23 protein-coding genes and 1 pseudogene are annotated in these 24298 nt (G+C 57.3%); 17 read left to right on the top strand and 7 right to left on the bottom strand.

Annotated elements, in window-relative coordinates; genetic code table 11:
* Nucleotides 1-272: 272 nt before the first annotated feature.
* The 7 genes from ACNA0J_RS00005 to ACNA0J_RS00035 all read right to left on the bottom strand — a co-directional run bounded on the left by ACNA0J_RS00005 (nucleotide 273) and on the right by ACNA0J_RS00035 (nucleotide 9340).
* The gene (locus ACNA0J_RS00005) at nucleotides 273-2009 is read right to left on the bottom strand and encodes a dipeptide ABC transporter ATP-binding protein (protein ID WP_415815154.1); all 1737 of its coding nucleotides are present in this window, start codon (nucleotides 2007-2009) and stop codon (nucleotides 273-275) included.
* Nucleotides 2010-2018: 9 nt separating this feature from the next.
* Nucleotides 2019-2945, bottom strand: a complete 927-nt coding sequence (locus ACNA0J_RS00010; protein WP_415815156.1) for an ABC transporter permease — start codon at nucleotides 2943-2945, stop codon at nucleotides 2019-2021.
* A gap of 10 nt (nucleotides 2946-2955) precedes the next feature.
* On the bottom strand, nucleotides 2956-3927 hold the full coding sequence (locus ACNA0J_RS00015) for an ABC transporter permease (RefSeq protein ID WP_094824062.1): 972 nt from the start codon (nucleotides 3925-3927) through the stop codon (nucleotides 2956-2958).
* Nucleotides 3928-4129: 202 nt separating this feature from the next.
* Entirely contained in the window at nucleotides 4130-5734 is a 1605-nt protein-coding gene (locus ACNA0J_RS00020; RefSeq protein WP_415815157.1) for an ABC transporter substrate-binding protein, read from the bottom strand.
* 405 nt (nucleotides 5735-6139) lie between these two features.
* A complete protein-coding gene (locus ACNA0J_RS00025) occupies nucleotides 6140-7525 on the bottom strand; it encodes a GTPase/DUF3482 domain-containing protein (RefSeq protein ID WP_415815159.1) in 1386 nt (461 codons plus the stop codon).
* Nucleotides 7518-8963 (bottom strand): DUF2868 domain-containing protein, encoded by a 1446-nt coding sequence (locus tag ACNA0J_RS00030; RefSeq protein ID WP_415815161.1) that lies wholly within the window; start codon nucleotides 8961-8963, stop codon nucleotides 7518-7520. Before ACNA0J_RS00030 ends, ACNA0J_RS00025 begins: the two co-directional genes overlap by 8 nt.
* A complete protein-coding gene (locus ACNA0J_RS00035; protein WP_415815163.1) occupies nucleotides 8963-9340 on the bottom strand; it encodes a YkvA family protein in 378 nt (125 codons plus the stop codon). Before ACNA0J_RS00035 ends, ACNA0J_RS00030 begins: the two co-directional genes overlap by 1 nt.
* A gap of 243 nt (nucleotides 9341-9583) precedes the next feature.
* On the opposite strand from ACNA0J_RS00035, the gene ACNA0J_RS00040 reads away from it, so the two are divergent.
* From ACNA0J_RS00040 to ACNA0J_RS00120, 17 genes and pseudogenes are all read left to right on the top strand, one after another.
* Complete coding sequence (locus ACNA0J_RS00040; protein ID WP_415815165.1) at nucleotides 9584-10138, top strand: Csu type fimbrial protein; 555 nt, start codon at nucleotides 9584-9586, stop codon at nucleotides 10136-10138.
* A 71-nt stretch (nucleotides 10139-10209) separates the two neighbouring features.
* Nucleotides 10210-10731 carry a Csu type fimbrial protein gene (locus ACNA0J_RS00045; RefSeq protein ID WP_415815167.1) on the top strand — a complete coding sequence of 174 codons (522 nt, stop codon included), beginning with the start codon at nucleotides 10210-10212 and terminating at the stop codon, nucleotides 10729-10731.
* 72 nt (nucleotides 10732-10803) lie between these two features.
* Nucleotides 10804-11583 carry a fimbrial biogenesis chaperone gene (locus ACNA0J_RS00050; protein ID WP_415815169.1) on the top strand — a complete coding sequence of 260 codons (780 nt, stop codon included), beginning with the start codon at nucleotides 10804-10806 and terminating at the stop codon, nucleotides 11581-11583.
* Nucleotides 11584-11587: 4 nt separating this feature from the next.
* Nucleotides 11588-13966 carry a fimbria/pilus outer membrane usher protein gene (locus tag ACNA0J_RS00055; RefSeq protein ID WP_415815171.1) on the top strand — a complete coding sequence of 793 codons (2379 nt, stop codon included), beginning with the start codon at nucleotides 11588-11590 and terminating at the stop codon, nucleotides 13964-13966.
* Nucleotides 13963-14907 (top strand): Csu type fimbrial protein, encoded by a 945-nt coding sequence (locus tag ACNA0J_RS00060; protein WP_415815173.1) that lies wholly within the window; start codon nucleotides 13963-13965, stop codon nucleotides 14905-14907. Before ACNA0J_RS00055 ends, ACNA0J_RS00060 begins: the two co-directional genes overlap by 4 nt.
* Before the next feature lie 249 nt (nucleotides 14908-15156).
* Nucleotides 15157-15303 (top strand): annotated as a pseudogene (locus tag ACNA0J_RS00065) (type II toxin-antitoxin system RelE/ParE family toxin); the annotation flags it as partial.
* Nucleotides 15304-15309: 6 nt separating this feature from the next.
* Nucleotides 15310-15603, top strand: coding sequence for an addiction module antidote protein (locus ACNA0J_RS00070; protein ID WP_415815175.1), 294 nt, complete (start codon nucleotides 15310-15312; stop codon nucleotides 15601-15603).
* 1235 nt (nucleotides 15604-16838) lie between these two features.
* A complete protein-coding gene (locus ACNA0J_RS00075) occupies nucleotides 16839-17768 on the top strand; it encodes a hypothetical protein (protein WP_415815177.1) in 930 nt (309 codons plus the stop codon).
* 93 nt (nucleotides 17769-17861) lie between these two features.
* Nucleotides 17862-18155, top strand: coding sequence for a helix-turn-helix transcriptional regulator (locus ACNA0J_RS00080; protein ID WP_415816461.1), 294 nt, complete (start codon nucleotides 17862-17864; stop codon nucleotides 18153-18155).
* A 3-nt stretch (nucleotides 18156-18158) separates the two neighbouring features.
* Nucleotides 18159-18395, top strand: a complete 237-nt coding sequence (locus tag ACNA0J_RS00085; RefSeq protein ID WP_415815179.1) for a helix-turn-helix domain-containing protein — start codon at nucleotides 18159-18161, stop codon at nucleotides 18393-18395.
* Nucleotides 18396-18670: 275 nt separating this feature from the next.
* Nucleotides 18671-18931, top strand: a complete 261-nt coding sequence (locus ACNA0J_RS00090) for a hypothetical protein (RefSeq protein ID WP_415815181.1) — start codon at nucleotides 18671-18673, stop codon at nucleotides 18929-18931.
* Nucleotides 18924-19127, top strand: a complete 204-nt coding sequence (locus tag ACNA0J_RS00095; RefSeq protein WP_415815183.1) for a hypothetical protein — start codon at nucleotides 18924-18926, stop codon at nucleotides 19125-19127. The genes ACNA0J_RS00090 and ACNA0J_RS00095 overlap by 8 nt, the downstream gene beginning before the upstream one ends.
* A complete protein-coding gene (locus tag ACNA0J_RS00100; RefSeq protein ID WP_415815185.1) occupies nucleotides 19124-19447 on the top strand; it encodes a hypothetical protein in 324 nt (107 codons plus the stop codon). Before ACNA0J_RS00095 ends, ACNA0J_RS00100 begins: the two co-directional genes overlap by 4 nt.
* Nucleotides 19444-21681 carry an AAA family ATPase gene (locus ACNA0J_RS00105; protein ID WP_415815187.1) on the top strand — a complete coding sequence of 746 codons (2238 nt, stop codon included), beginning with the start codon at nucleotides 19444-19446 and terminating at the stop codon, nucleotides 21679-21681. Before ACNA0J_RS00100 ends, ACNA0J_RS00105 begins: the two co-directional genes overlap by 4 nt.
* A 469-nt stretch (nucleotides 21682-22150) precedes the next feature.
* A complete protein-coding gene (locus ACNA0J_RS00110) occupies nucleotides 22151-22579 on the top strand; it encodes a hypothetical protein (protein ID WP_415815189.1) in 429 nt (142 codons plus the stop codon).
* A gap of 6 nt (nucleotides 22580-22585) precedes the next feature.
* Nucleotides 22586-23080 carry a hypothetical protein gene (locus tag ACNA0J_RS00115; RefSeq protein WP_415815191.1) on the top strand — a complete coding sequence of 165 codons (495 nt, stop codon included), beginning with the start codon at nucleotides 22586-22588 and terminating at the stop codon, nucleotides 23078-23080.
* 71 nt (nucleotides 23081-23151) lie between these two features.
* Nucleotides 23152-24219: a head maturation protease, ClpP-related gene (locus ACNA0J_RS00120; RefSeq protein ID WP_415815193.1), complete on the top strand. Its 1068-nt coding sequence runs from the start codon at nucleotides 23152-23154 to the stop codon at nucleotides 24217-24219.
* Nucleotides 24220-24298 lie beyond the last annotated feature (79 nt).

Here is a 24298-nt window from a genome sequence, read left to right on the forward strand (position 1 = left end):
TCTATGGAGGCGTCCCNGTCGCGTGCCTGGGCGGGGCGCCGGGCCTATCGCACGGACTCGGCCCATGAGCAGGGGGCTCGGCCTCGCTGCGCGAGGCTAAATCCGTGCTCTACGGCCCGGCGCAGCAGGCCGGCACGCGCCCGGGACTCGCGATTGAGATGAACAACGGATGCTGGTTCAAAGGCGGCGGGTATGGACTTTGTCTGGCGGGCTGGCGAGTTTGTGAGATCGTCGATGTGTCGGCTGCAGGTGTGTGCTCTCGGGCAATCGTGTCAGACGGTGGTTGCCTCGATCTCCAGGGATTCCCGGGACATGGCTTGTAATTGCGGCATCAGGTTCAATAGGTGGCGGGTGTAGTCGTGCTGCGGGGTCTTGAATAGGGTTTCGGTGTCTGCGACCTCTAGTAGTTCTCCGTGACGCATGACGCCTACACGGTCGCACATCTGGCGGATGACCGGGAGGTCGTGGCTGATGAACAGCATGGTCAGGCCCAGTTGTTCCTGCAGGTCTTTGAGCAGATTCAGGATCTGCGCCTGGATGGATACGTCCAATGCCGAGGTAGGCTCGTCGCAGATCAGAAAGCGCGGGCGTGTTGCCAACGCGCGGGCGATACATATGCGTTGGCGCTGTCCGCCGGAAAACTCGTGTGGATAGCGGGGCGCAGCGTTCGTGCCGAGTCCGACTACATCGAGCAAGTCGGATACAACACTACGCACCTGTGTTTCGTTATCGGCCAGTTTGTGAAATCGAATCGGCTCTGCGACGATGTCGAGTACGCGCATGCGTGGGTTGAGCGATGAAAACGGGTCCTGGAACACCATCTGGATTTGGCGTCGAAAGGCGTTCATACGTTTTTCGTCTTTTAACGCGGTGAGGTTGGTGCCATTGAAAGTCACGGATCCGCTGCTGGGGGTATATAGCCCGCTGATCAATCGTGCTACGGTCGATTTGCCTGAGCCCGATTCGCCTACCAGGCCAAAGACTTCGCCCTGTGCAATGGATAAGTTGACTTGCTTGACGGCATCCAGCGTGCGGCGATTGCGCGCCAGAAAGGCGCTTTTGAGCACGAAGCGCATGCCGATGTCTTGCACCTGCACCAGTGGCCCATCGGTACGTTCGCCAAAATCACGCCGTTGGCCTAACCAGTGCGTGGCCACGTCCATCGGTTTGACCGGAGTCTTGACGTCTTCGATGTAGGTCACCAAGGGGAAACGCCGCAGTTTGATATCGGGGCGAGGAACGGCCGATATCAAACTGCGTGTGTAGGCGTGATCGGGGTTGCCCAGGATTTTTGCGGTGGGGCCATGCTCGACCAGTTTGCCGCGATAGAGCACGGCGACACGATCGGTGATGTCTGCGATCACGCCCATGTCGTGCGTGATGATGATCATGCCGACCTGTTTTTCTTTACATAGCTTGCGCAGCAGATCGAGGATCTGGGCTTGAATCGATACGTCCAGCGCCGTGGTGGGTTCGTCGGCAATGATGATCTCGGGTTCGCAGCACAAGGCCAGCGCGATCACCACACGTTGACGCATTCCCCCCGAGAACTGATGCGGATACTGTTTGACGCGCAGTTCTGGCTGGTCGATGCCGACTTGCCTGAGCAGATCAACCGCACGTTGTTGAGCTTGTGCGTGGCTTAAATCCAGATGCACGAGCATGGTTTCCACTAACTGGCTTTCTACGGTTTGCAACGGGTCCAGCGATGTCAGCGGGTCTTGAAAGATCATGCCGATGCGACGTCCTCGCACTTTGCGTTTTTCGGATTCGGACAAGGTATCGATGCGTTGTCCATCCAGATGCACCTCGCCGCCGGCCAGGCGGCCTGGATATTCCAACAGGCCGATGACGGCGTTGCCAATGGTGGATTTTCCCGCGCCGGACTCCCCGACCACGCCGAGAATTTCGCCACGATCCAGCGAGAGCGATACGCCATCGACGGCGACCAGGGTACCGCGCCGGCTGGCGAATTCGATGCGCATGCGGGCAATATCAAGTAATGCCATGACAGTCCTTTAGCGCAATTTGGGATTGAGTGCGTCGCGTAGCCAATCACCCAGCAGGTTGACTGACAACACCAATGCGACCAGGGCAATGCCTGGGAAAATCGATATCCACCACATTCCGGAAAACAGATAGCTGTTGCCGATACGAATCAAGGTGCCCAGCGATGGCGCGGTGGGCGGAACCCCAACGCCCAGGAACGACAGCGTGGCTTCGGTGATGATGGCAATGGCCAGATGGATGGTGGCGATGACCAGTACCGGGCCCATGACATTGGGCAAGATATGCCGGCGCAAAATCGTCAACGGACCAATGCCTATCAGTTTGGCGGCCTGCACGTATTCTTTGTTGCGCTCGACCATGGTCGAGCCGCGCACCGTTCGCGCGTACTGCACCCAACCCGAAATACCGATGGCAAAGATCAACACATACAGCGCCAATTGATCGTGCATGTCGCGCGGCAAGAGACCGCGTGCCACGCCGTCGATCAATAGCGCGATCAAAATCGCGGGGAATGATAGTTGTACGTCGGCGATACGCATGATGATGCTGTCGACACGGCCGCCAACGTAACCGCTGATCAAACCCAGCGAGACGCCCAGCACCATGGAAAACAGCACCGATGCAAAGCCAACAAACAGTGATACGCGAGAGCCATACAGAATCGCCGACAAAATGTCGCGGCCCTGATCATCGGTACCGAGTAAAAAGTCGGCCGTGCCATCGGGGTTCCACGCCGGTGGTGTGTTGGCATCCATGATATTCAACGATGCCAGATCGAACGGATTGTGTGGTGCGATGATCGGTGCGCAAAGTGCACCGATCACGATGACCAGAGTGATGACGGCAGAAATGACGGCGCTGGGTGTGCGTTTGAAGCTATACCAAAGGTCGCTGTCGGCCGCGCGTGCAAACAATGGGGCCATGCGGGCAATCATGAATGCTCCTTCACTTGCTTTGCACGCGCAGGCGCGGGTCGACGACGACATACAGAATGTCGACGATGAGATTGATCAGCACAAAAAAGAACGCAGTCAATACCAGATAGGCGGCCATCACCGGGATATCGACGGTGCTGATGGCCTGGATGAAGAGCAGCCCCATGCCGGGCCACTGGAACACGGTTTCCGTAATGATGGCAAAGGCGATGATGGAGCCCAACTGCAGGCCCGTAATGGTGATCACGGGAACCAGCGTGTTTTTTAATGCGTGGCGGAAATTGATCAAGCGCTGCGGCAGGCCGCGTGCACGGGCGAATTTGATGAAGTCCGCGCGCAGGATCTCCAGCATCTCGGCGCGTACCAGACGCATGATCAGCGTCATTTGAAACAAGGCCAGCGTGATCGCCGGCAGGATCAGTGCAGCCAGACCCGATGGCGTGAGCAGACCCGTCGTCCAGCCGCCGATGGCGATGACTTCACCGCGCCCGAAGCTGGGCAGCCAACGCAACTGCACGCTGAATACCAGGATGAGCAAAATGCCGATCAGAAAAGTCGGCAAGGAAATGCCTGCCAACGATAAGGCCATGAAAGCCCTGGACAGTACGCCGTGGCGGCGCAGCGCGGTATAGATGCCCATGGGAATGCCAAAGGCCAAGGCCATCAACGCAGAGACAAAAGATAGCTCCAACGTGGCAGGCAGGCGCTGCTCGATGAGGTCGCTGACAGGTTGGCGCTGCCGATACGAGATGCCGAAATTTCCCTGTGCAGCGTTGCTGACAAAGCGCGCATACTGTACGACGAATGGATCATTGAGTCCTAAACTTTCGCGCAGCTCGGCGCGTTGAGCCTCGGTGGTGTCTTGCCCTACCATGCTGACGATCGGGTCGCCAACATAGCGGAACATGGCAAAGGCAATGAGCGCGACGGTCAACATGACCAGGACCGATTGCAGCAGGCGTCGCCCGATAAAAGCCAGCATGAGCGGATTCCGTGAGGGGAAAATCAGATACGTGGGATGTGACGGTTCGTGCGTATCGTGTTTTCGTAAGCGGTGCATCGCGCAGCAGGGATCGAGCCTGCCGCGCGAGACATGAATTCAGCTTGTCCCGCGCTGCGCAAAGATGCGAGATAACCAGCGAGTCTTGTCCTGATCAGTCTGCTCATCCTCGCGCAGCGGTTCGTCAAGGCATGACGACGTTGCGTAGGTCCAATACATCGTCGGCGCGTTGCACGACTTGGAGCGAATCTTTGATACCCCATGACATCGGTTGCTGATGCAAGGGCAGGTAGCCGTAGTCTTTGCGCACGATCTCAAAGGCTTCTTTGATCATGGCATTGCGTTTTGCCTGATCGGTTTCCACGCCGATCTTGTTGGTGAGCTCGTCGACTTTCGGATTGCAATAGCCGCCGAGATTGAACTGGCCTGCTGCTGTCTTGCTGTCTCGGCACGACGTCAGGTTCAACAGCACGTTGTGGGCATCGGTGGAGCTCGGCGTCCAGCCGAGCATGTACATGCTGGTGTCGTTGCCGGCTTGCAGCAGAATTTTTCCGAAGTACTTGGACTTGGTCTGCGCGAGCAGATTGATCTTGATGCCGATGCGCGCCAGCATGCCGGCGACAGCCTGGCAGATCTTTTCGTCGTTGACGTAGCGATCGTTGGGGCAGTCCAGTGTGACGGTAAAGCCATCGGGATAGCCGGCATCGGCCAGCAGTTTCTTGGCCTGGGCGGGATCGGGTTTGTAGGGTTCGCCATAGGAGGCATCGTAGCCGTTGACCGAGGTCGCAACTAACGAGCCCAGGGGTTTGGCAGCGCCGCGCATGATCTTTTGGTTGATGGCATTGACGTCTACTGCCAGAACGACTGCCTCGCGCACGCGGGCATCTTTGAAGGGGTTTTTACCCTTGATGTTCGAGTACAGCAGTTCGTCGCGATGTTGGTCCATCCCGATGAACACGGTACGGGCCTCGGGCTCGGTCAAGGGTTTCACGCCGGGGGCGTCTTCCAGGCGTTTCCAATCCTGTACCGGCACGGGCTGCACGATGTCCATCTCGCCCGAGATCAGTGCCGCGACACGCGTGGCCTCTTGCGTGATCGGTTGGAAGACGACTTCGTCGATGTTGGTCTTGATGTCCTTATTCCAATAGCCGTCAAAGCGTTTGAGCGTGGTTTTTACATCGGGTTGGCGCTCTACCAGGACGAATGGTCCGGTGCCATTGGCATGCAGGTTGGCGTAGTTGCCCTGGTTGTCCCCTTTGACGTTCGTGGCCTCGGTGGTTTTGTTTTTCTCGGACCATGATTTGCTCATGATGTAGAGAAAGGTCCATTCGCGCGGCAAAATCGGGTTGGGGGTAGGCGTTGTGACCTCTATCGTGTAGTCATCGATTTTCTTGACTTCGGAAGCTTTGGCGCCGTAGCCCTTCATGTCCGAGCCCGGCGTCATGCTGCGCTTCCACGAGAAAATCACATCGTCTGCCGTAAAGGGCGAGCCGTCATGAAACTTGACTCCCTTGCGGAGCTTGAACACCCATTTCGTCGGCTCGGTATTTTCCCAACTCTCCGCCAATAGCGGGACGAGTTTCATGTCGCCGTCGTAACCGGCGAGCGTCTCGTAGATGTTGCCCTGAAAGCCCAGCGTAAAGGTTTCGTTTAACGCCATGGGGTCCATCGACGTGGCATCGCCCTGATAGGCCCAATGCAAGGTCTTGGCATGTGCGGCGCCCGCAAATGTCGCGGCGCAAATGGCCAGCGCCAGCGCCGAACGCTTGATGATAGGTGTGATACGCATAGCCCTTTGTGCTCCGTGTAATGCGCGGATTGCGCGACAGAAGTAACAGGGCCCCCGCCCCTAGGGTTTGTGCAGGCCGGGGGCTCGGCATATTGCTTATGACGATGCGAGGCCTCGCAGGGGACGATGGACGGCGGCGTGCGCAAGGTGGTGCGCAACGGTGACGGCGATCACTGCGTAGGACGTCGTGTTCACGATAGACCTGGCCTCGGGTGATTCGGTTGCCTGGCGTGGGATAAGTGCTGCCAAGGTACGTCGAATCTTATAGAGGCAGTGATTTAAGCGTCAACTGTTTTGGCTTGGGGTTAGTACTCGGTTGCGGCTAGTGAAAAACCCGGGTGTATGTGGGCGTGAGGCGATTGGCAAAGCCTGGGCTGGGCGGCAGATTTCCCCAGATGCACTGGCTCAGGATGTGCCATCCTGCGCCGCCAGAATGCGTGCCAGCTCAGCCACGGTGCGCTTGCGGCGTTCGTCGTCCTCGTGGCCCTTGTTCAATGCGGACCACTCGGGGCGGCTGCGGGCTTCTTTCAGGACGTCGGGCAGGCGGCCCGAGCGCCATGCGTCGTCGGCAGGCCGATCCAGATGGACGGGATCGCGTGCGGCATGGCCGCGGCGCTCCAATGCGTTGATCAGCTGACGTTGCCGCATTGCCAACAGGCGTAATACTGCATCGTCAATGGTGATTTCGCGATAGCCGCGCAGTTTGCCCATCAGCCGCCCGCCAAAGCGTTCGACGCCCTGCCAGAGGCCTCCTGCGGCCGCGCCGATCAGCATGCCGGTACCCAGGCTCAGGCCTGCGCTGAGCATATCGACGGCGGCGCCAGCCATGGCGCCCGCGGCCATGCCGGTACCTAGCTGGATCCCCATGTCTTTCAGAGCCTGTGGGTGAAACAGATCCATGCCCCACCGGGTGTCGGTCAATGGCAGATCATCGTCGGCATAATCGCTGCGGTGAAAGTTGTATAGCGCGAGCAAGGCATCGACGCAGGCCTGTTCGCGACGCCGCACTTGGTCACGTAGCGTGGCGGCGTGTGTCTGCAGGGCCTCGTCATCGGGCGGGCTGGCTGTCCGTAGCGCGGCTACGTCTATCAACAGGTCCGCGGCCAATTGCCAGGCGGCTTGGCTGCGTTCGGTGCGCTGGCGTACCAGCGCATCCGAGAGGCGATGAAGTGTCGCAGCATGACGATCGAGCAAGACCGCCAATTTGGCATACAACTGGCGTTCGCCATCGAGAGGAGGCGCCACCGTGTCGAACTCCAGGGCTGCATGCAACCCCAGACGCGACATCGCCTCGCGCCATTCATCGGCACGGTGTGCCGGCGCATTGACGAAATTCAACACCGGCAACAGGGGCCTGCCGCATGCCGCCAGCAGGGCCAATTCGTCCCGATGTTTGCTCAGCACAGGATCGCGTGCGTCGATCACGTACAGGGCTGCATCGCAGTCCAGCATTTTGGTCAATACGCGAGCTTCTTGTTCGTAGCGCCGGTGCGCCTCCGGCGAATCCAGAAAACGGCGAATGCGTGCGGGACCATCGCGACGCGTATCGGGGTCGTCGAGTCTTTCGAGGTACTCCAGCAAGGCGATGCTGTCTTCCATGCCTGGGGTGTCAAACCATTCCAGCACAGGCCTGCCATCCAATTTCAGGCGTGCGCCCTCGACATGGCGGGTGGTGCCAGGACTATCTGCGACCTGACCGAATTCGCTATTGCGCGTCAGCGTGCGCAGCAACGACGTCTTGCCGGTATTGGTGTGTCCAACGACTGCGATTTTCAGCATCGGATCAGTCATTGCCCGTCTCCAGCCAGCGCAGGGGATGGTCGGTATTTTGCACTATGGCAGTCGGCGCCATGCCTGCCGCCATGAGGCGTTCGCGCCATGTTTGCAGGCGGCTCGATGACGAGGAATGCGCCTGGTCTGTGTATAACCATACGCGCGTCTGACTGGCCTTGTCCGTCAGCGAGGCGATCAGTCCCAGCGTGCCACGATCAGGCGTCTGGCGGGCGTCGCACGCGACCAGCAGACGCGGGGTATGGCTTTGGGCCAATGCATCCTGCAAACGATTGCGTTGCTCGCGGGAATCCAGATTGCCTGCGTCGACCACGCCGACGGGGACGTCCTCAGGCGGCCAGGGCAGATCGGCGGGCAGTTCCAAACCGACTAACAGAGGCTGAGTGTCCAATGCGTCCAGCGCGTCTGATCCGATGATGCGCCCGCTGCTGATCTGCGGTTGATGTAAAGGATCGACCGGCCGGTCGATGCCGCTGGACTGTATTGCCGGCAGCAGGCGATCACGCAATGCGGCGTAGCCAGGCAACGACGGATCGATATGCAGACGCCGCTGTGCACGGATCGTTTGCGTCAGGCACATCAGCCAGGCAACGAGCCGGGGCAGCAAGCCATACACGACGATCACGCCGATGAGCCAGATAGACCATTGCGCCTGTGCCGCTGCAGGCAGAACCTGACTGTTGTCGCTGGCTCGCACGATGTCGTCGGCCGGGATGGCGAAGCCCAGTTGCGCGGGTAACCAGCCGAGCGCGCGCGTCAGAAAAACGAAGGTGTCAGGTTGCAGTAGCGTTGTCGCCCAGACAAAGCGATAACTGGCAGTAGACAGCATCACCAGCAAGGTGATCAGCGCTGCGCCCAGCCCCGCCAGCCACAGGGTGTGGCTGATCGTACCGAATAAGCTGCGCAAGGCCCCTGCCCGTGCCAGCAGGTTCATCAACGCTTGCGGCACAAGTGCCGCGTCGGGGCCGCGCGCAAATTTGCGGGTTGCCCAGAGCCACAGGCGTCCTAACCCGGTGGCCTGGCTGGGACGCAGCAAAAATGACGCCAGCCAGAGCAAAAACGTCAACGCATGCAGGCCGAGCAGCGCACCGACTGCCCACAACACATTAACGGGGCGCGTTCCATCGCCTAGTGTGCCCGCTGCTGAACCGATGCCGGCCAGGACAGCGATCAACAGCAATAGCAGCAGGCTGATGACTGCGCCTTGGCGCCAGCGTCCAATCAGCCCATCCAGACCCTCGCGGCGGCCGAGCCATTGTGCGCGCAGCAAGACGCGGTCTTGCAACGCGTCGGGCCCATTGCGGGCGTGGCGTACGGCGTCGGCGTCCTCGAGAGGTCCCCAGTGTTCTTCGCGCAGACGTATGGTTTCGGCCAGCCAGTGAGTTTGCCACGGCGGGTTGTTCTGGAAAGCCGTCGTAGGGGCGGCAGGGGGAACCATCAATGAGTGGGTGGCGCGTCGGTCTTGTCTGAGGTGCCAAACCAGTCCTGCAGCTTGGCGCTGGCTTGCTGTTTGACGTCGTCATTGATGTAGAACGCCACGGTCGCCAGCGCCGCGGTCATGACGCTCAGGTCATCGGTGTAGCCAACGAGTGGCGCCAAGTCCGGGATGGCGTCCAACGGCAGCACGAAATAACCCAGTGCGCCATAAATGACCCGGCGCGCCCATTTGGGCGTGTCGGGGCTTTTCACGGCGTAGTACAGCCATAGAGCCTTTTCCACTGCCTGCCGGCCCGCAGCCGACGCATGGCGCGTCGCCTTGCGCCAGAAGCGCTGGTCGGAATAGGCCTTTTCGTAGGTGGGATTCGCAGTTGACATGGTGCGTCGGGCATCAGGCCCAATGTGATCAGGTAACAGCCCATTGTAGACCCCCCGGTAGAGCTCGGGGGGCAGGCAACTAGGAAGGATTATTTCGCATAAAAACAAAAATAATTAAAAATTGTGTTGATTAATTTCTGAAGGAAGCGCTAAATTTCAGATTATTGTCTCAATAAATGTCTATTAATTTCATTAACTCATTGATCGTGGCTCCCGATGCCACCCTTCCCTGCGGAGAGACTCATGATGTTCAGCAAAAGATGGATAGCCGTTTGCGCAGTAATGACCACGTTCGGTCAGATGTCGATTGCGAACGCGGGTTCGATATCTGGGCAGATCGGCGTGCAGATGGTCATCGAGCCAAGTTGCATGGTCACCAGCGGGAGCGATGCCAGTAGCGGGACAGAACAATGGGGGACCCTGGATTTTGGCACTCACAGCGATTTGGTCAATACCAAGAACGCTCAATTTGTCGGTGTGTCAGGTAACGCCGCGCTCGAGATCTCATGCAGTCAGGGGCTGACGTCGGCCGTCCTGACCATCGACGGCGAGATGGACGGCGATCTGCGCTATATGACGAATACGAGCTCGTCATCCAGCAGAATCGCGTATCGATTGTATGCGGATTCCGCATTTAATCTTGCCATCTCAGCGGGCGTCGCAGTGGAGAGCAATGGCCCGTCAGCCGATAAGCCTCGCTATATGCTCTTCGGCCGAGCGCAGCCTACCGAGCAGTCAATCGTAATGCCCGCTGCGGGCACGTATACCGACACGCTGCTGGCGACGTTGACCTGGTAGCCGAGCGCTCCATGCCCCCGGTGGGGGAGCGCCACCCTCCTGCGGCTCGTGTACCGACACCGAGGTGAGTCATGCGGATGCTGCCATGGCTGCTAGTCTTCGTTACCGCTCAAAGTGCCGCTGATCTCTCCCCCGTCAGCCGCGCGTTTCAGGTGCAGGCGGTGGTGATCAACGGTTGCGTATTCGGTACCAGTGCCTCGAGCGCCGTGAGCGATTTGGGGACCATCGATTTCGGTACCGCCACGGACCTCTCCAGCGGGCGGGATGCGGTGAGTACGGCTGGCAATGGCTCCGTCACACTGACCTGCACGCCAGGCATGAGTGTGAGCGTGGCGTTGGGCAGCGGTTTGCATGGAGCAAGCACCAGCGCGCGTTATCTCAAGCGAGTGAATGGTGCCGAGTTGTTGGCCTATCAGCTATATCAGGACACGCAGCGTACGACCGTGTGGGGTACGGGCGCACAGGCGTTGACGATCAACAATTTTCCGCCATCCACCCAGACCTATACGGTCTATGCGCGGATGCTCAATCGCAGTGGTTTTCCGGTTGCTGGCGAGTATCGCGACACCGTCGTGGTCGAGCTGAGTTATTGAGTTCTATATGAGAACAATCGCACCGTGAGGCGGATCGAGGCGTTCGTAATAGCACATTGCACGGAGTGTGAGATGGTTGGATTATTTCGCTGGTTGCTATGGCGATGGTGTTTGTCGTTGTCGATGTTGGTGTGCGGTGTGGGACACGCAGCGAGTGCGCTCCTCATCTGGCCGGTCAATCCCGTGCTGGAATCGGATCAGTCGGCGACGGCGCTATGGCTGGAAAATCGCGGCAAGCATCCCGTTACGATGCAAGTGCGTTTGATGGCCTGGAGTCAAGCCGACTACGAGGACCACTACGCCGCACAGAAGGATATTGTGGCCAGTCCTCCCTTTGCGCGGATCGAGCCCGGCAAGCGGCAGCTGGTGCGCTTGATCCGCCAAGGCCCGCTGCCCACGCGCGCCGAGGACTCCTACCGATTGTTGATTGACGAGGTTCCGGACGCGGCCGCCCAACCACAGCCGCAGAGTATAGGCGTGAGGTTTCAGATGCGTTATTCGCTGCCCTTTTTTGTTACGGGCTCAGGCGTGTGGACGCAGCCACGCAGCGATATGGAGCGAGACCCCGCCAGTGCGACGTTGCCAAAATTGAGTTGGCAATTGACGACCGTGCATGGCATGCGCTATCTCGATGTGAGCAATGAGGGGACGGTGCACGCGCGTCTGAGCCAGGTAAGTTGGTCCGGCAATGGTGCGAAAGTCACATTCAACAATGGTCTGTTGGGATACGTGCTGGCCGGGCAGCGCATGCGTTGGAAACTGCCAGACCATGTGATGACGCCTGCACCCGGTATGCAATTGTCGGCGCAATTGGCGGACAACGCTCCTCCTGTCGACATTCCCGCACAGTGAATCGATGTCTCGAGTGCCGTGGGTCATTGTCGCTGCAGGGGCGGCATGGATGGTGTGTACGGCCAACGCCGCACATAGCGCTAAAGGGTTGCCGCCCGCGCCCGAGGCAATGCAATCGGACGTTGTGCTGAATTACTATCTGGGCGTCACCGTGAATGGTCAGGACCGTGCTCGCGTTGAACCCATGCAACAGCGGGATGGCCATTATTGGATGCAGGCCGACACCCTGCGTAGCCTGGGCCTGCAAGTGCCCGCCAGCGCTGCAGGGCCTGTGGCAGTTGATCAACTCGCGGGGGTGACGGTCGATTACGACGGCGCGAGTCAGATGCTGCATCTGACCGTGCCTGGCGATTGGCTGCCTATGCAATACGTGGGCGCGACAAACCCGATCGCGCCAGTACAGGCGCGCAGCAGCTTCGGGGCGCTGTTCAACTATGACGTCTATTACTCCGATCCGGCAAATGGCGGGCTGAGGTATATGTCGGCATTGACTGAGCAGAGGCTGTTTGATGGTTTCGGCATGATCTCGAATACGGGAGTCTATACGCGTTACCTAGGCTCTGGTACCGAGTCTGGCGGAGCGCGGGACAGTTATATGCGCTACGACACGTACTGGCGGTATAACGATCAACGCAATATGTTCAGTTATCAGTTGGGCGACTACGTCAGCGGTTCGCTCAACTGGAGCAACTCCGTGCGTCTGGGAGGCTTACGTTTTTCGCGCGATTTTTCCGTGCGCCCCGATCTCGTGACATATCCGATGTTGAATTTCAGCGGCGATGCGGCGGTGCCCAGCGCTGTGGACCTTTTCATTAACGGCGCCAAGGCCAGCAGCACCGAGTTGCAGCCAGGTCCGTTCACGCTGTCTAACGTACCGTATATCAACGGCGCGGGCCAGGCCACGGTGGTGACGACGGATGCTTTGGGCAGGCGGGTGACAACGAGCGTGCCCTTTTATGTGTCGAATACGCTGCTGGCGCCGGGGTTGAGCGACTTCGATCTGTCTGTGGGAAAGTTGCGGCGGGATTATGGCGTGCGCAATTTTTCATACGGCACTACGGCGGCGAGTGGGATTTATCGCTACGGCGTAAATCCGTATTTGACGCTCGCCGCCCACGGAGAAATTGCGACCGGTCTTAAACTCATCGGTGCGGGAGCCGATATTGGTGTGGGCGTATTGGGCACATTGAGTCTGGCGGCCAGCAACAGTCGCAGCAATAGCAGCCCTGATGCAAACGGCCGGCAGTATCTGGCGGGCTATTCCTATTACTCGGGCCGCTTTGGTCTGGCCCTGCAGCGCGTGCAACGTGTTGGAGACTATGACGATCTGAGTACATTAGGCACGATGTCGCGCCTGGCTCGGCGCAGCGATCAAGCGACTGCGACGATTAATTTGAACAGTCTGGGCTCCGTAGGAACGGGTTATTTCGACGTTCACGCCGATGATGGCAGCCGTACGCGTTTGCTTAATCTCTCGTACAGCCGTTCGCTGTGGGGCAATAGCAGCGTTTATTTATCGGTCAACAAGGAGCTCGGCGCCAAGGGCTATAGCGCGCTGCTGCAGCTTGTGATCCCGCTAGACCGTTACGGCATGATGAGCTCGGCGGTGACGCGCGATTCCGAGCACAACTACACCGAGCGCGTCTCATGGAGCCGCGCAGTACCGAGTCAGGGTGGTATTGGGGCAAACGTGAGTTATAGCGGTGGCGGTCAGCATTATCAGCAGGCGGATATGACTTGGCGCACGCAAATTATGCAACTGCAAGGCGGCCTGTATGGCGAGCGCGGAAATTACACCCGCTGGGCAGGACTGAGCGGCTCGCTAGTGTGGATGGACGGCGCGGTTTTCGCCAGCAATCAAATCAACGATGCGTTTGTGGTCGTCAGCACACAAGGCTATGGCAATGTGCCCGTGCGTTATGAAAATCAGCTCATGGGGCAGACCAATGATCGCGGGCAATTGCTCGTTCCTTGGGTCACGTCTTACACCCCGGCAAAGTTCGCGATCGATACATTGCAATTGCCTGCGAATGTGCGCGCCGGTGATACCGAAAAGCGAGTGGCCGTCAGTCAGGGCAGCGGATTTCTATTGGATTTTTCTTTGCAAACACGAGTGTCCGCCACCGTGACGTTGGTGGATACCGATGGCCAGCCGCTCTCGTTGGGTAGTCGTGCGACAGAACTTAATAGTGGTGTCAGCAGTGTGGTCGGCTGGGACGGCCAGGCCTATTTTGAAGGCTTGCAACGCGACAACCGCGTAAAGGTCGTTACGCCCGAGGGACGGCAATGTCAGGTCGCCTTTACGCTCGATCCGAAGCAGACACAGATCGCTCAGGTCGGGCCCTTGAGCTGTGCATTGCGCGCGCTGGAGGGCTCACCATGAAACATGTATTGCTGGTCTGGTTTGCCATCATTGCGATGCTGACCAGCTCGATAGCGTGGGCGGCGACATGTACCGCATCGAACGGTACGGTCAACTTAGGGACATTGAGTTCGTTCGCCGCGGCTAGCCCATCCACCTCGACGCAAGGCAGTACGGGCTTTAAATGCACGGGGAACTCGTCGTCCCTATCAAGCACCAACACTATCGATGCCACGTTAAACACGAATAGCAATGCGCTGGGAACAACGCCCCGCCTGCGTAACGCCGAAGCGGGCGCCTATCTGCCCTATGCGATTTGTGCAGATGCAAGCTGTGGGACGATTTATAACCTCGGCTCGACCGTGAAGTGGAATGCCTCGACGGTGACGGGCCTGCTGAGTCTTTTCACCGCCCCAGGCGGCGCGTTGCCTCTGTATGTGAGACCCGAGGCGGGCATTCAATTGCCCAAAGGGATTTATACCGACACGATCAACGTGGGCTGGTCATGGAGTGTTTGTTCTCAGGAGATCCTTGGCCTCTGTCATAACGAAACCAAAAGCGATGCGAAAGCGATCAACGTGACACTTGAGGTATTGAACGATTGTTTTATCGACAGTGCGCCAGATTTAAGTTTCGGCAGTGCTGCGCTGATTTCGGCTTTCACGCCTGTCACTCAGAATGTCCAGGTGCGTTGTACGCCGCAGGCTACTTATAGCGTGGGCTTCGATATGGGAAATAATCCGGCGGACGGTTGGCGCAGGATGTTGAGCGGCGCCAATGCGCTGCAATACAACATCTACATTCCTGACACTTCGACAGTATGGAATACCACGACCATGGTGGTTGGCACGGGTAACGGTGCTGCTCAGCTAATTCCCTATCGCGCGATTATCAATCCTGCGCAAAATAATGTGCCCGCGGGGGGCTACACGGATACGGTGCGCATGATTTTGAGCTATTGAATGCCTCGCTCGGACCCCCTGCACCACGATCGCCTGTGACGGTTGCTTGTTAGGCGCGTTGACCGACCTAGATTTATTCGTGTGTTCATACTCATTCATACGCGAGCCCGATTACCGAGCGGCCATTTGGGAGGGCCGGATGGATCCAACCCTCGTCTGAGGATTATCCGCTAATAGGATCGGTCGGATTCGACTGGATGCTTGGCGAGAATGCAGAATTTCAGGATTTAGGCGGATAGGCTGGCGGACCGTATCGATTATGGTCCGGGTTATCGGGTGTATTACATTCCGCGTGGATCTGTGTTGGTGATATTGCTGTGTGGTGGCGATAAGAGCACACAAAAGGCCGATATTGCGCGAGCTAAAGTTATTGCCAATTCGCTTGATTTGGACTGATTTGCCATGACCAAAATACAAACGCGCCCGTGGGACTCTGCCGCCCATCTCCGTACCGATGAGGAAATGGCTGCCTACCTTGATGCGGCACTTGAAGAGGCGGGGGACGATCCGCGATTCATTGCGCACGCGCTCGGTGTAATTGCCCGTGCGCGTGGCATGAGTCAACTTGCCCGTGATACAGGCGTTAAGCGGGAGAGTCTTTACCGGGCGCTCTCGGGTGACGGTAATCCCGAATTTGCCACCATTTGGAAGGTCGTACGAGCGCTGGGTATTCGGTTGCATGCCGAATTGGCGTGATCGCAAGGAAGACACGGCGCTGACGGCATCAAATTGCTGTGTGAACCCTAGTACTGCGTGTGGTGCGGTGAAAGGAATGGAACAAAGTTCGGAGACCCGCATAAACACTCGATATTCTGTTATTTAAAGTTCATTGCGCCCCCAAAAGCGCCCCCAAATTTATGGCATTGGAGGGAGACGACCATATACGTTCGTAGACTATTCCGGCCTGACGAACGGTCAAAGGGGTGAGGTGCTATTTCCGCACCCCATCGCTGTGGTTACTTCGGGCAGTCTTTGTCCGGGTGCGGTTGCGAAACACGACGTCATCATTGAGGTGCACAGACACGGTGTTGATCCCGATGACCTCGCGTTTCGTTAGGTCATCTACGCGGAATTCCTGCGTTGCCGTCATTCTGATAGTCTGAGTTATCCACAGGCCCCCTCCTTTAAACGGTACTGTTCCGTTTTCGGGACTCTTGGGTTGAGCAAAGGGCGGAATTTTCACCCGAGAATTTGTCGCCTCTAGATGCCGGGAATTACCGGAATCGAGATTGCTGGAATTCCGGCAATGCACCGTGGCTCAATTCCTCATATCTGAGGAATTCTCTACCCAGACGGGACATAGTGTCGGGCGCTGAAAGCCGGGTACCTAGTTGCATACCGTGTGCGCATTTGCGAAAGACGGTTTTCCGTCTATCCCTGTTTTGCCATGTCGGCGGCGAGCGCAGCTCTCAGGCCCACGGTTGTCGGCTCCACTTCCGAAGGGAGTGGAAATACTAAGAAATCTCGAAACCCGAGAGGAAGCCAATCGCATCGAATATGCGTATTTCTGCTCTTCTTTTGATTAAGTTGCTCATCCCCAGAGAGTGTGCACCTTAATATTTTTTCGCCCGGCTCATCGCCCGGAAACCCGCATGAATACTGGCTTTGATTAAGATTCTCAAGGTTGGGATTTTTAAGATGTTCATCCCCCCTTTGATCACCTAAATAACATTGGCCAAACAGGGCGGAAATCCGCCTTCTGAGGCGATCTACCGTCGCTGCGCAACAGTCGGTTTTTTGGTTCTTGGCCAGCCGTCCGGACATGAATTACCGCATTAACAATTTTCGCGGGCCTTGCTGTGAATACGTCCAGTATCATCTATATGAATATAGATTCGTCTATGCCAGCACCTAACCCGACGGGGTGAAAAGCCGGAACGTCTACCGGCCTGGTGCTGGCTTCAAATTTGGACGGCATAGGACGATGCAGAATGGGTAAGGCTTTCTCGTTTGATGACTCAGTTGATCCCTCAGGAGATTTGGTGTGGTGTATCAATGTGCAGCCGGAAAACGCTTGGTACCGGGAAGTGTTCGACCTCTACATTGAAACTAGATGTCGATTTGCGGGCCAGAGCCTAAGCATGGAGACGGTAACTAAGTTGTCGGATCAACTAGCGAATAACTGCGAGCAAGAGATCTCCAGAAACAGGCGTGAGCTGCTAGACGGTTTGAGAAGTGGAGATCCGGAGCGCCGTCTCCAGATCTCCAGGACTTTGCATCAGGGGGGCGTTGGGTTATCACTGGATGAGGTTTTGGAGGAACTTAACGATGAGTCGGATTGGATTCCGCCCGCACAAGGAACGGCTGAAGGCTTGTTCGTTGTGTTAAGAATTTTTGATGTCGACGATCCACCGCGACCTATCTATAAACGATATTTGTCATCTGACATGGATATCAGTCCCGTATCTATGATGGCTGCTTTCGTATTGAATAGATTGAACGATGTGCTGTGGGCGCAGGCACATGATGTTTTGGATATCGATCAGAACAATTTGCGACAAGCGCTTGAGGGTTTGCGGTACCTTGGAATGCTTCAGGAGGAGGAGGGAAAGCAATCCTTGTTCGCTGATGCGGGGGCGCCAGCTTCTAATGGCTTAGGGCGGCTAGGCGGAATTGGTCGGAGTCAAAAATATCTGGTAATTGCCAAAGAAGCGAGACGATTGGCCACCGAGATGCTCCCGGATAGTGGTCAATGGAAAAGTCGACAGCAAGCTGTACGTACCATTCTTCCGTCAGTATTAGAGTTCGCTCGCAAGAACAACACTATCTATTCAGATATGCAAGCGGAATCAACTATTTATGGCTATTTGAAGCCTCTGCCAGATAGCATGTTTGCTAGCAAAAATAGGTCGCCTGCCTAGCAAAAGGGGCGTGCCAGCTGGTAGCTGCCCTATCTTGTATTACGTAGGTCCAGCATCCTGACTCCATGATCAATGACATGGAGCGCATCCGGGATGCACGCCACCACGATAAGTCCGGGTCGTACCGCACCGTCTACCAAGCCGGTACACTGCACAGAAACCTACACCGCCGCTTTGCCCGCTACAGGCTACGTTCGTTTGCCTGTGGTTGCAGCAGTCAGCGGGCTGGCCAAGTCAACAGTATGGAAATGGTGTGCTGAAGGTCGACTCCCGAAGCCGCTAAAACTCTCCCCGCGTGTCAGCGCCTGGCTGGTATCGGATATCCGTGCATGGTTGGCGGATCCCGCTGGATGGCAGGCTGCTAACGCCTCCAAGGTGGAGGGCTAAGCGATGCCTCTTGCCGGGAATAGCGCAGAGGCGCAACGAGGGCGTTTACTAGCTGCGCTGAAGCGCGGGCCGGTAGATACCGTTCACGCATACCGCCATCTAGACATTCTCCATGTGCCGCGCCGAGTGTTCGAGCTCCGTAAACAGGGCTACGACATCAGCACTCATTGGACGCAACGCTACACCGAATCCGGTAACTCGCATCGTGTGGGTGTGTATGTGCTTGGGGGCGAGGCATGATTACGCTTGCGCTGCTGACGATACTTCGCCATAATTTGGCCGTCGCGAAAACAAACGCGACCTGGTTTGGCGACCAGATTTTCGATAGGCGGATGACCGCCGCCAGGCGGTTTTTTTACGTCCGCACGCTATTGCGCACCCTCTTTGGGCGGGCGATTGCGGGGAGGGCTCACGCCCTGCCGGTGTCCTATCGAGCCGGTTCGCCAACCCTGCTTTCTGCCCGCCCACCTCATTTGGCGATGAGGAGCGGGTCTAACGACTCGATAGGAGGCGCTATGCGTGCCAATGCCCTCGCTCGTTCTGAGCAAACGTCTTTCCCCTTTACAACTACTGAAGCCGTACACGCTGCTCATCGCTGGTTTGCTGATGCCAAGCCCTCGATGACGTTGGCCGCATGGCGTGACCACCTGCTTGCGTTGCATCTGGCGGGTGTACGCGCTACCGATCCGCGCGAATGCACGGCACGTACGAATGTCTGGAACCAGGCTTTTTGCACCGGTGTCGCTCAAGCCATCTCGGGGGCGCATCATGGTTAATCAGACTCAGCACACTGATCCGCTCGAAACAGAGAACAACGCCGCGCAGTTGTCGTCTTTGCTGATGCTGCTGCATGGCAATGGCCAGGAGAGCTTTAACGCGCTGTCCGAACGTGATCGAGACAACATTCTTTGGCTCGCGTCCGATCTGGCGTGCAAGATCGATGTTGCCGTCAACGGTGAGGTGGCCAAATGAGTGCGCCTACTTATATCGACACTGCACAGCATTTCTTTAGCGACCGGGTACACCAAGAGGCCGCACGTCGCAGGGCTGGACCGTTCGTGACGTTCTCTGAAAACGCTGTTGATGCAGCCGCTGGTATCGAGACGGTGTCTGGCATTCTGCTCAGCCATGCTGTGGACACGGAGTCGGATAGCAATCATCGAACGCTTTCGCCTCAGGACGTGATGTCGTTGCTGGGCCTCATCAAGTTTGCAGCTAAGTCGCTGCGGTTGGAGGCATGTGGGCTCAGCGACTGGGCCGAAAAGCACTTCGTTCCGGAGGCTGATCAATGACCATCACTATGTCTATTGAGGAACAATTTTCGGGGGCGCTGCACGCAGTCGGGCTGATGCCGAAAGTCATTGTGGCCGACGGCAAGCTGCATCGCTTTGATACGAACAAGCCAGGGCGCAAGAGCGGTTGGTATGTTTTGCACGATGATGGTCTTGCTGCTGGCGCTTATGGCGACTGGGCCACGGATCTGCAAGAGACCTGGTGCGCAAAGGCGGAGCGTCAGCTTTCAGAGCATGAAAGGCAGGCCCACCGAGAGCGCATCAAGGCCGCACGTATGGCCGCTGCGAAGGAGCAGGCCCGAGAGCATCAGACTGCTGCTGAAGCTTGCGCAGCTATTTGGGATAAGGCGCGGGATGCTTTGGCCGATAACCCCTATTGCACTGCGAAGGAGATAAAACCGATTGGGCTGCGTGAATTCCACGACAAGCGAACCCTGTTAGTCCCCCTGAGGGATGCGGCCGGCAAACTGTGGAATTTGCAGTTCATTGATGCGCATGGCCACAAGCGTTTTAAGACACATGGCAAGGTGCGCGGCTGCTATTACGCATTCGGTGGTAAGCCGGTCGATGTGCTGCTGCTGGTGGAGGGCTACGCCACCGGTGCGACCCTCTATGAGGCAACGGGCCACCCAGTTGCAGTGGCATTTAACGCCGGGAACTTGGGCTCGGTGGCCACCGCATTGCGCGCCAAGCTGCCCCATGTGCGCATTGTGGTGTGTGGGGATGTGGATAACTCGGGCACGGGTCAGAAAGCGGCGATTGCGGCCGCGGGCGCCGTCAACGGTCTGGTAGCCCTGCCCACGTTCGCCACTGGATCCGAGATAGATGGAAAGCTGCCATCTGATTTCAACGACATGGGGCGCTTGTCCGGCTTGGACGCCGTGCGGCAGCGCGTACAGGAGGCGATAGCTGCATCACCCGCTACCGAACGCCCCAAGGATGTGTCAGCTGGGAGTGTGTCGCTGATGTGTGCGGCCGACGTCGAGGAAAAGCCTATTCATTGGTTATGGGATGGATGGGTAGCGCGAGGGAAACTGAGCTTGTTGGCTGGCGCTGCGGGTACAGGCAAGACCACATTGGCCCTCGGACTGACGGCAACGGTCACCACCGGGGGAATCTGGCCCGACGGACAACAGTGTGTCGAGCCGGGGAATGTCCTGATTTGGTCGAGCGAGGATGACCCTGCCGACACGCTTAAACCGCGCCTGATGGCATGTGGCGCAGACGTACGCCGCGTGTTCTTTGTTCAGGGCGTCACGGATCCAATGACTGGCGACATGTTGCCATTTGATCCGGCGCGGGATATCCCGACCCTCACGGCGGCTGTCTCGGCGATCGGGGGCGCATCCTTACTTCTGGTAGATCCGATCGTGAGCGCCGTGGCTGGTGATATGCACCGCGCTAATGATGTACGCCGGGGATTGCAGGCTGTTGTGGACTTCGCTGCCGCACATAACTGCGCCGTGCTGGGTATTACACACTTTTCCAAGGGGTCGGCAGGGACGACCCCACAGGAACGCGTTATAGGCTCTCAGGCTTTCGGTGCATTCGCTCGGGCAGTGTTGGTCGCTGCCAAGCAGGATGGCCACGAGGGTCGAGTTCTGGCGAGGGCCAAGAGCAACATATCCGTAGATGACGGGGGCGTTACCTACTTCATCGAACCGGCCAGTCTGGACAGCGGCATCCAGACCACTCGCGTCGCGTGGGGTGACAAGATCGAGGGCTCTGCCCGCGACATCCTGGGGGCGGTGGAAGGGCCTGAGTCTGAGGACGATGAAGCTACGGCGTTAAAGGAGGCTACCCAGTTCTTGCGCGACATGTTGGCCGCTGGCCCCATGACCGTCAAAGCAATCAAAGCCGAATCGTCGGACGCGGGTCATTCGTGGGCAACCATTCGCCGCGCATCCGCGGTACTCAAGGCCGAGTCTTATCGTGAAGGCGAAAAAGGCCGTCGCGGTGGCGGTATGTGGCTATGGCGTATCCCGAGTTATTTAGGTGTTCAAGGGGGTGATGATTACCTTAAAAATCCCAACCTTGAGAATCTTAATCAAAGCCAGTATTCATGCGGGTTTCCGGGCGATGAGCCGAGCGGAAAAATATTAAGGTGCACACTCCCTGGGGATGAGCAACTTAATCAAAATAACGCCGATATTGTGACCTCAGAGGGCACTAATCGGGCGGTTTTGCCTGCCCCTGATGCCGCTGCTACGGCGAGCAAAGAGGAGGAGTTTTGATGGACTCCCTACTCTCTCCGCTCTACAAGGCTGGCCTGCACGTCGAGGTACGTCCGCCCAGCAGGCTCATCGTATCGGGCGATTTAACCGACGAACTGAGGCGCTACATCCGCACCCACAAGGCGGAAATCCTCCTGGCATTGGAGGACAGCAATTGTCAGCGGTGCATACATCTGCGCCGACCGGGGGCGGCTTATGGCTACTGCTCGATCAGAGACGATTTGCCGCCCGCCTATGGTGATACGCATCCGCTCCGTATATGCCCCGCAGATGGCGGGGCATCGTGCGCCGTGGTGTGTTTCATCCGACCTCACTGAGCAATAGCGCAAAGCAAAACATGTTCCGTGCGAAATGTCAGACCCAATCGGCCAAGCCGGTACTGGGCGGGCATCGCGCACTTAACCGCAGCCTGAATCTATGGAGTTTGCATCAGGCTGCAATCAGCCCTAAGAGGGCAAGGAGTAAGGCAATGGGACAGGTCAACAAGCCTGAAAAAACCCGGTCAGATATTCACGCTGAGTTTATGGCGAAGCTCAGTCCGGCATTGATCGACAAGGTGAGTCGTCTCGTCAGTCAACGTAAAGCGGCACATGCGGCATTGATGTCCGTATCGGACGAGTATCTCCAGGTGCACGCCGAGATTAAAAACATGGAGAACGATCGTGAACGCGTTCGGAAAAGCAGCGCGAATGATGGACGCAGCGATTGGAATATTCTCGGCCATCGTATCGAGGCGGCAAAACTCCGTCGGGCTCAGATTGAAGCGCAGAAACAGCGTATGGAGGAGTCCTGGCAAGTCGCAATCTCGGTCGGCGAGGGGGTTGTTAAGGCTGTAGCTGACGAGTTTGGGGGCGGTGTGTATCAGACCGAACTGTTTGAAACCTTGGGATGGAGATAAGAGACCATGTCACAAAAGCTGAACAAGATCCGCACACAAATCGCAGCCCTCAAGGCCGAAATTCGCGAGGTAAAAGGAGCGGCGCTGGACGATGCTGGAATAGCCGCTCGTGTCGATCGCTGGTTGAACGCAAAGGAAAAGACCAGCGAGCGCAATTTCTCGGATCTTGCCTATGAGCTCGCTTATGAACCTCGTCATACTGGGGGTACTGAGTGGCCGTTGCTAGATGAGCGTGTCAAGCTGGTCCCCGATCTCGCGCTTTCGTTGTTGGTCAGCACCAACCGCGAAGCCTTCCGTTCCATACTCATTAACGCTGCGAAAGCGGGCGTAGAGGGCCGACAAGTGGCGGACAAGGGGGCGGAGCTTGCTCGCCTAGAGGCGCAGCTCTATGAGCTGGAACTGGCAGAAGAGGCCGAGTTTGAGCGTCTAGAGGCTGCGGGCGAGACGGTCTTGCGTCGTGCTGATGCCAATCCCCGCGCCATTCTCGGATTCCCTCTTTGAGCTACTAGCTATCAAGCAGCGCGGCCGTTACGCAGTTTGACGATCGCGCTGCGATTTAAGGAAATGGTTTTATGAGTATGAACAAGCAACCCTGGTACACCATTAAGAGCAGTGTCAATGCCAGAAATTCCCGTGTTGAAATCCGCATTCACGATGAGATAGGCGCGGGAGGCATTACCTCAGAGACTTTCATTAAGGATCTTGAGCGCCTTGCTCCTGGGGGAAAGGATTTTGTGCTGTCCATTAACTCGCCTGGCGGTGATGTTTTTGCGGCGAACGCCATCTATAACGAACTGACCCGTTATAAAGGGAAAATTACGGGTCGTGTGGAGGGTATTGCGGCGTCTGCTGCGTCGTTAATCCTGATGGCGGCGGATAGGATCGTCATGCCTGAAAATGCCATGATCATGATCCATAACCCATGGACCGTGACGGGTGGCGAGGCAAAAGACCTTCGCAATCTGGCTGACATGATGGATGAGCAGCGGAAAAACTTTGTGAAGGCTTATGCTAAGAGAAGTGGCCAACCCGCCGCCGAAATAGAACGCATGATGGATGAGACAACATGGATGGGCGCGGATGAGGCCATGCGCTTGGGGTTTTGTGACGAGGTAGAGGACCCCGTACGTTTGGTGGCCTCAGCTGACGCGATTGCAATGCTGGCCAAGCACAAATCCATACCAGAAGATCTGATCGCCAGTATGAGGCGCGGGGCACAGCGCCAGCAGAAAGACAGCGTGGTCGACACCGCTCAAACGGTCGAAGAATACGTTCGTGCAGAGTGCCGTACTCGCAATCTCTCGCATTTAACGGATGCGGTGCTTTTGAAAGCATCAAACGGTTCACGTGAGGTTGCACAGCGCCATATCCAGTTTGCATCAGATGTTCAGAGTCTGTGTACCGCTGCTCGTTTTCCCAGGCTCAGATCTATCGAATTCGTCAAATCCGGGCTCGATCTCGAAAGCATCAGGGAACGCATCTTCGATGAGATCGTGAGTGCGAGTGACGCTGATGTTCTCAATAATAGACCACCTGCAGGCGGCCCCTCTGTGCTGGAGCAATTGCCGAAAGACGTCTATGCAAGGCGACGTCAAGAACAATCCGACGGGCGCTCACACCATCTCGTTAACAAACAATAGAAAGTGAGTTTGCATTTGAGAGTAACGCTTACCTGCGACAGCAGCGATCGGCGACGACTCCCCATATAAGTGAGCGCCC

The organism is Bordetella tumbae (assembly GCF_965139195.1).
GTDB classification, from domain to species: Bacteria; Pseudomonadota; Gammaproteobacteria; order Burkholderiales; family Burkholderiaceae_B; genus Bordetella_A; species Bordetella_A tumbae.

Excerpts from the sequence above, each read along its gene's own strand:
- ACNA0J_RS00005 (WP_415815154.1), bottom strand. The coding sequence starts at position 2,009 with ATGGCATTACTTGATATTGCCCGCATGCGCATCGAATTCGCCAGCCGG.
- ACNA0J_RS00010 (WP_415815156.1), bottom strand. The coding sequence starts at position 2,945 with ATGATTGCCCGCATGGCCCCATTGTTTGCACGCGCGGCCGACAGCGAC.
- ACNA0J_RS00015 (WP_094824062.1), bottom strand. The coding sequence starts at position 3,927 with ATGCTGGCTTTTATCGGGCGACGCCTGCTGCAATCGGTCCTGGTCATG.
- ACNA0J_RS00020 (WP_415815157.1), bottom strand. The coding sequence starts at position 5,734 with ATGCGTATCACACCTATCATCAAGCGTTCGGCGCTGGCGCTGGCCATT.
- ACNA0J_RS00025 (WP_415815159.1), bottom strand. The coding sequence starts at position 7,525 with ATGACTGATCCGATGCTGAAAATCGCAGTCGTTGGACACACCAATACC.
- ACNA0J_RS00030 (WP_415815161.1), bottom strand. The coding sequence starts at position 8,963 with ATGGTTCCCCCTGCCGCCCCTACGACGGCTTTCCAGAACAACCCGCCG.
- ACNA0J_RS00035 (WP_415815163.1), bottom strand. The coding sequence starts at position 9,340 with ATGTCAACTGCGAATCCCACCTACGAAAAGGCCTATTCCGACCAGCGC.
- ACNA0J_RS00040 (WP_415815165.1), top strand. The coding sequence starts at position 9,584 with ATGATGTTCAGCAAAAGATGGATAGCCGTTTGCGCAGTAATGACCACG.
- ACNA0J_RS00045 (WP_415815167.1), top strand. The coding sequence starts at position 10,210 with ATGCGGATGCTGCCATGGCTGCTAGTCTTCGTTACCGCTCAAAGTGCC.
- ACNA0J_RS00050 (WP_415815169.1), top strand. The coding sequence starts at position 10,804 with ATGGTTGGATTATTTCGCTGGTTGCTATGGCGATGGTGTTTGTCGTTG.
- ACNA0J_RS00055 (WP_415815171.1), top strand. The coding sequence starts at position 11,588 with ATGTCTCGAGTGCCGTGGGTCATTGTCGCTGCAGGGGCGGCATGGATG.
- ACNA0J_RS00060 (WP_415815173.1), top strand. The coding sequence starts at position 13,963 with ATGAAACATGTATTGCTGGTCTGGTTTGCCATCATTGCGATGCTGACC.
- ACNA0J_RS00070 (WP_415815175.1), top strand. The coding sequence starts at position 15,310 with ATGACCAAAATACAAACGCGCCCGTGGGACTCTGCCGCCCATCTCCGT.
- ACNA0J_RS00075 (WP_415815177.1), top strand. The coding sequence starts at position 16,839 with ATGGGTAAGGCTTTCTCGTTTGATGACTCAGTTGATCCCTCAGGAGAT.
- ACNA0J_RS00080 (WP_415816461.1), top strand. The coding sequence starts at position 17,862 with ATGCACGCCACCACGATAAGTCCGGGTCGTACCGCACCGTCTACCAAG.
- ACNA0J_RS00085 (WP_415815179.1), top strand. The coding sequence starts at position 18,159 with ATGCCTCTTGCCGGGAATAGCGCAGAGGCGCAACGAGGGCGTTTACTA.
- ACNA0J_RS00090 (WP_415815181.1), top strand. The coding sequence starts at position 18,671 with ATGCGTGCCAATGCCCTCGCTCGTTCTGAGCAAACGTCTTTCCCCTTT.
- ACNA0J_RS00095 (WP_415815183.1), top strand. The coding sequence starts at position 18,924 with ATGGTTAATCAGACTCAGCACACTGATCCGCTCGAAACAGAGAACAAC.
- ACNA0J_RS00100 (WP_415815185.1), top strand. The coding sequence starts at position 19,124 with ATGAGTGCGCCTACTTATATCGACACTGCACAGCATTTCTTTAGCGAC.
- ACNA0J_RS00105 (WP_415815187.1), top strand. The coding sequence starts at position 19,444 with ATGACCATCACTATGTCTATTGAGGAACAATTTTCGGGGGCGCTGCAC.
- ACNA0J_RS00110 (WP_415815189.1), top strand. The coding sequence starts at position 22,151 with ATGGGACAGGTCAACAAGCCTGAAAAAACCCGGTCAGATATTCACGCT.
- ACNA0J_RS00115 (WP_415815191.1), top strand. The coding sequence starts at position 22,586 with ATGTCACAAAAGCTGAACAAGATCCGCACACAAATCGCAGCCCTCAAG.
- ACNA0J_RS00120 (WP_415815193.1), top strand. The coding sequence starts at position 23,152 with ATGAGTATGAACAAGCAACCCTGGTACACCATTAAGAGCAGTGTCAAT.